The 6,283-nt window shown below is 48.3% G+C and carries 5 protein-coding genes; all 5 read left to right on the top strand.

All coding sequences use genetic code 11. The features are described from left to right. Positions 1-273 (top strand): S-layer homology domain-containing protein (locus tag ABN764_RS29130; protein WP_446673831.1); only part of this gene is annotated, 273 nt, incomplete at its 5' end. A gap of 185 nt (positions 274-458) precedes the next feature. After that, a complete protein-coding gene (locus ABN764_RS29125) occupies positions 459-1,412 on the top strand; it encodes a creatininase family protein (protein WP_446673830.1) in 954 nt (317 codons plus the stop codon). Positions 1,413-1,614: 202 nt separating this feature from the next. Next, on the top strand, positions 1,615-2,595 hold the full coding sequence (locus ABN764_RS29120) for an ABC transporter substrate-binding protein (protein WP_446673829.1): 981 nt from the start codon (positions 1,615-1,617) through the stop codon (positions 2,593-2,595). An 80-nt stretch (positions 2,596-2,675) separates the two neighbouring features. Beyond that, on the top strand, positions 2,676-4,451 hold the full coding sequence (locus tag ABN764_RS29115; RefSeq protein ID WP_446673828.1) for an ABC transporter ATP-binding protein: 1,776 nt from the start codon (positions 2,676-2,678) through the stop codon (positions 4,449-4,451). Continuing rightward, entirely contained in the window at positions 4,444-6,204 is a 1,761-nt protein-coding gene (locus ABN764_RS29110; protein ID WP_446673827.1) for an ABC transporter ATP-binding protein, read from the top strand. The genes ABN764_RS29115 and ABN764_RS29110 overlap by 8 nt, the downstream gene beginning before the upstream one ends. Positions 6,205-6,283 lie beyond the last annotated feature (79 nt).

The following is a 6,283-nucleotide window of genomic DNA, read 5'->3' as shown; positions in this document are numbered from 1 at the left end:
CCGGATCGTACGATAGAGCGGCAAGAAATGACCGCTATTGGCGCAAGATTCCTGCATGAGAGGAAGCATTATTATTATCCTTCGAATCCGGAGGAGTACTTAAATCGATTTGTAGATAAAGAAACAGTATCCAAGTGGGCTAAGCCCACAATGTCCTTGGCTGTGAAGCAGCGCCTGATCGATGTTCCTGCCGATAAACAGATTAAAGCACGCGAGGCGGTTACGCGCGGGGAAGCCGCACGAATGCTGTATCGTCTTTATTTACAGCTGTGACCCTAGCAATAGCACCGATAAGCAGTTCGCTCCAGATACTTTCTGGCAGCTACTGAAGGAATAATCGACAAGGCTTGTCATAAGCGCATGACACCATTCCAACACAAAAACCGCTCCATATGGGGCGGTTTTTTATGTTTCGATGGGTAGTTGTAATGTTAGTGTGCAAATTGCTACGAGCGAAATTGGAATATGTACAACGTTTTACTCTCTTATTTCAATCTAAGTTTACCAAATGTTTTCTTCCAAATATAGACTTGTTATTTTCTGGTTTTTCCATACAATACATACATAATGATCGGGAGGGATCTTCCATGTATTCTATTTTCGAAGACACGATGGCGGATATGGCGTGGACAGAAATTGAGAGCAGTATTCAAAAGGGGGCGATTGTGCTGCTTCCCTCGGGTGTCATTGAACAACAAGGGCCTCATTTGGCTACAGGAACCGATATTTACGTAAGCCATCTTATTTGCAAAAAGATAAAGCATGAACTAGAGAAATCGGAAATCGAAAGCATCATTGCTCCTCCATTTTATTGGGGAATCAATCATGTGACAGGGGGATTCCCAGGCTCCTTTACAACTCGAAAAGAAACGATGAAGCATGTCCTTTTTGATATCTTTGCTTGTTTGCACCGTTGGAACGTAAAACATGTTTTTCTTATAGATATACATGGTGATCATCAGAATGGGATCGCCCTTTACGAAGCGATTGCGGAAGGGCGAGAACAGTTGGGGCTTGATGTTCGATCTGTCATTTCTCATTGGGTTGCCAATGAGCTGCAGATTGATCAAGATAACAAGAACTTTCTTATCTTTCATGTAGACTTGCCAGCATCTCCGCAGCCCCAATATGTTGATGTCCACGCAGGGGCTGGCGGAACGGCAATGATGATGAAGTACTTTCCGAGTTTAGTGGATGTTCAGTTGGCAAAGGAATTGGAAGCTACGAATCTTACTTATGAGGAGTTGAAAAAATGGCAGCATGGCGGGGATATCGCGAGACAGATTACGCCCCTTGGTTATGTTGGAGCCCCGTCAGAATTTGAGCAGGTAAATGTCGATGACATGGATTTTGTTTCTGTTTTTAGTCGGCAGGCAGCATTTTCAATGAAAGAATACTTGGGAAGATTATAAACGAAATACATGTTCTACATATAAAATTATGACTGCTCTCATGTGGGGCAGTTTTTTTGTCGCCATTATCCGTACAACCGCCAAACTACTCCGTTTACTGGTGGTCAGGAAGAAACCGCAGGTAGTAACATGAATCTATTGATAATGGTTCTCACTACTGTCGTCGATCAGTTTTAGAACTCGCAAAGGGGAAGTAGAGAAGATGAACACAATGAAACGATTCACGGTAATGTTATGTGCATGTCTGCTGCTGATTACAGGATGCGGCAATCATGATGCCAAGGAAAATGCAGACAAAGAGAAAGAAGTGGTACAGCAGACAGCTGCGGGCAATAAAGCAGCATCAGCGGCAGCGTACCCGCGAACGATTACACATTTGTCCGGCAAGACGATCGTGGAATCCAAGCCGCTTAAGATCGCAACACCTTATATATCCTTTGTCGATTATATGGCCGTATTGGACACGTATCCGATTGCCGGTCAAGGAATTGAGATTATTGAGCGAAATTTCCCCAGCTTGAGCAAGCGAATTGCGGGCAAAGGAATTCAGGACTTGGGTATGGAGACCAATCTCGAGAAGCTGCTGGCGGTTCAGCCGGATTTGATCATAGCGGCAGATGATATGAAAGAGCAGTATGAGCGATTGTCGCAGATCGCCCCGACGGTTATTTTCCCGCAGGCTGGAGAATGGCGAGAAACGCTGAAGCAAATTGCTGAAGTCATTGGCGAGGAGGAGAAGGCTGAGCAGGTGCTCGCGGAATTCGATTACAAGAGCGCGGAGTATAAGGAAAAACTGGCGTTCCGCCAGAATGAGTCCGTTCTATTTACGATGTATAGCGGCAAAGAGATGTTTGTCATGTGGAATGACGGGCGATTTGATCCGTTCTATAAGGGGCTTGGATTGAAGCCGGTAGAAGCTGCACAAGCGAACGGACAGATAACGCTTGAAAGCCTTGCTGCCTTGAACCCGGATCACTTGTTCGTCATCAACAACTGGCAGAATCCGATCCAAGGCGGTGTTAGGGAAGCGATGAAGATCAGCAAGGTGTGGAACAGCATGAATGCCGTCAAGAACAACCGGGTGTATGAGCTTGCAGACCCTTCACTGCCTGGGCCAATGGCATTGGCGAAGATCGACGGGATCGAAGAGATCATGCAAGCTATGGGGAAAAAGGATCAGTAAGATTAGATGGATCCATAGTTCCAGTTATTCGCTGTTCGTTTTAGATTGACGTTTGGAATAAGGAAGGGAGATGCTGCATCATGGCAACGACACCATTGCCGTTTATGCTGCGGCTGGTACAGAAGCAGCGCGTTAAATTAATCGCCTCCTGTATCTGCTCCGCGGCAGGCGCTGTATTTGCTTTGGTTCCGTACGTGCTTGTGTTCCGCATCACGGATCTCTTGCTGCGCTCGACTGTGGAGTGGCACGACATACGTTGGCTCATTCTTATGGCCTTTATTTCGATATTGCTGCGATTCATCTTGATGGGGGCTTCGACGATGCTGGCGCATGCCGCAGCATTTCATGTGCTTTATGATTTGCGTGTGCGCTTGGTCGATAAGCTCGGCAAACTGCCGCTTGGCTTTTTCAATGAACAGCACTCTGGACGTGTAAAAAAAATCGTAGCCGATGATGTGGAGCGAATTGAGTCTTTCATCGCTCACCATCTTCCGGATTTGACGGCTTCCCTTGTGGCACCATTGTTAACGATAGCCTACTTATTCAATGTGGACTGGAGGCTTGCGATCGCCGCCTTGCTGCCGATTCCAGCAGCTTATGCGGTTCAGGGCATTATATTTTTGCGTGGAAGACGCTCAGAGGATATGAAACAAATGCATCATTTATCGGAAACGATGAACGGCGCGATTGTTGAGTTTATCCATGCGATGCCTGTCATTAAATCGTTTAATCAAACCGTACATTCCTTCGCCCGCTATCGCAACTCTGTTGAAAGCTATGCGGCCTTATGGGGCGAGATTGCCCGTAAAAAAACGCCGCTGTATACGCTGTTCCTGCTTCTATTGGAATCGGGATTGCTGTTTATTATGCCGTTGGGAGCTTGGTTGTACGGTCAAGGAAGTGTAACCTTCCCTGTGCTTGTATTGTTTCTGCTGCTCGGTGTCGGATTAACTGCACCGCTGCGCCAGATTTCTACCTTGGCTCATATGATGCAGAACAACATGGAAGGGGTTCGGCGTATTCAACAGCTGTTAGCAGAAGAGGAGCTGTCATCCTCCATGACCGTCTGCACGGGGAACATGCCAACCACCCGATTCGATATTTCCTTTCAAAATGTCACGTTTGCGTATGAGAACCGGGAAGTGCTGCAAGGCATTCATTTTACGGCAGAGCATGGTAAGGTGACCGCACTCGTTGGGCCTTCAGGAGCGGGCAAGTCAACAGCAGCTCAATTAATCGCACGTTTTTACGAGGTTTCAAGTGGAGCGATTCAGATTGGCGGGATTGATATCCGCTCGATCCCACCAGAGCAATTGATGGATATGGTGTCGTTTGTGTTCCAGGATGTTCCCGTCGTGAGTGATACAGTAGCAGCTAATTTGCGAATGGGAAAAGAGGAAGCTCAGGACGATGAGCTGATATCTGCTGCTAAAGCCGCGCAGGCGCATGAGTTCATTATGGCGATGCCAAACGGCTACAATACGTTGATTGGAGAGGGCGGCGTGCACATCAGCGGCGGAGAACGACAGCGCATCGCGATTGCACGTGCCATTTTGAAGGATGCACCGATACTTATTTTAGATGAAGCCTTTGCATTCGCAGATGCGGAAAATGAAGCGAAAATTCAGGATGCACTAAGCAGACTGATGCATCAACGGACAGTCATCGTGATCGCGCATCGACTGTCTTCGATAACAGATGCCGATTGTATCGTCGTCTTGGAGGACGGACACATATCCGGCATGGGCACGCATGACGAACTGCTTGAGCACAATCCGCTGTATGCCGGCATGTGGATCGCGCATCGCGAAGCAGACGATTGGTCGCTGGAAGGAAAGGACGGGGCCTATGTTTGACACAATACGCTTCATAACCGGTCGTTCGGGAGCCTTAATCACTCGAGCAACACTTTTCACCATCGTGGAAATGGTCGCAAATGCCGCGCCAATGGGGCTGCTATTCGTGGTATTGATATCCTTGTTCAACGGTACGCCTACGGCCTTGGAAATTGGCTGGTGGCTGGCGATTCTGCTGCTGTTATTTTGCGTCCAAGCGATATTTGCGAGTATGGGCCAGAGCGATGCACAGCGTACAGGCGCATTGATCATGAAGGATGTGCGGCTGCGCCTGGGCGAACATTTGCGCAAGCTGCCGATGGGGTACTTTTCACGGAAGGATCAAGGGGATATAAGTCACACGCTCTTGGCCAATGTGGATGAAGTAGAAATGATCTTGACGCATCTGTTCAATCAATTCATTGGGGCGATTACACTGCCCATCGTAAGCGCACTGTTCCTGCTGCTTGTCGATTGGCGATTAGCGCTCGCTGTATTTGTATCCGTGCCCTTCGCCTTGCCATTATTATTCTGGTCGCAGCGAGTGATGGCAAAGCGCAGCAAGCAGCGGCAATCAGCAGCAGTGGCTGTAAACTCGCGTCTATTGGAATATGTACAGACGATTCGACTGATGAAGGCTCACAATCAAACAGGTCAGCGATTTAGGAGATTGGAGCAAGCCATGGCACGACTGCGAGATGATAGTATACGAGTGGAGGCAATGACTTCGCCTGTTGTCATGCTGTTCTCCATTGTGCTGGAACTTGGGTTTATCCTGCTGCTTATGGTGGGCTGCTACTTTCTGGAAGGCGGGGTTATCGATGTCTCTGTGCTGCTTATTTTTCTGGTTGTCAGCATGAAGTTCTATCAGCCACTTCGTGTGGCAGGCGCTTCCCTGATTCAAATTCGCTATATGACCTCCGCAGGGGAGCGCATCAGGGACATTTTTGATGAGGAGCCATTGGAAGAGCCTGCACAGCCCCAGCTTCCGCAATCATTCGAGATTGAATTTGATCATGTATCGTTCAGTCACGGGGATGCTGAGGTGTTACAGGATATTCATTTGCATATACCCGAAAATAGCCTGACCGCTATCGTTGGGCCTTCCGGTGCAGGCAAGTCTACATTAGCGGGCTTGGTGTCACGTTATTGGGATGTGAAGAAGGGATCTGTAAAAATTGGCGGTATAGATGTGCGTGCGATAAGAAGCGAGAAACTGTTAAGCCGAATTAGTACGGTGCAGCAGCAGCCATATCTCTTCAATGAAACGATTGCAGGCAATATTCGAATGGGCAAGCTAGATGCATCGGATGAGGAAGTGGTGAAGGCAGCTAAGGAGGCTTATTGCCATGACTTCATTATGAAGCTTCCGCGTGGTTACGCTACGATTGCTGGAGAAGGCGGAGCAATGCTGTCAGGAGGAGAAAAGCAGCGAATTGCGATCGCTAGAGCCATTCTCAAGGACGCGCCAATTATCATTCTAGATGAAGCGACGGCCTCGCTGGATCCGGAGAACGAGATGCATTTGCAGCGCGCGATTAAGAAGCTGACGCAGCGCAAGACGGTGCTCGTCATCGCTCACCGCCTGAAGACGATCCGCGGAGCGGATAACATCGTTGTGCTGGAGCAGGGTCGGGTTGCGGAGCAAGGCACACATGAAGAATTGCTTGCGCATGAAGGCACGTACTATCGCCTATGGCATGAGCAGCAGAAGATTGGCGGCTGGAAGATTGGGAGAGGGGTTGCAGGAAGAAGGGAGAAATTAGAAGAGTAGAGGAGTAGGGGAATGAGGATAGCGATTACTTCATAATGTCCCATTGATTCTTGGGCTTAGCCTTACACAAGTTATTGAT

The organism is Paenibacillus wuxiensis (assembly GCF_040195695.1).
Lineage (GTDB): Bacteria > Bacillota > Bacilli > Paenibacillales > Paenibacillaceae > Paenibacillus_B > Paenibacillus_B suaedae.
This window is presented reverse-complemented; position numbering and strand designations above follow the sequence as displayed.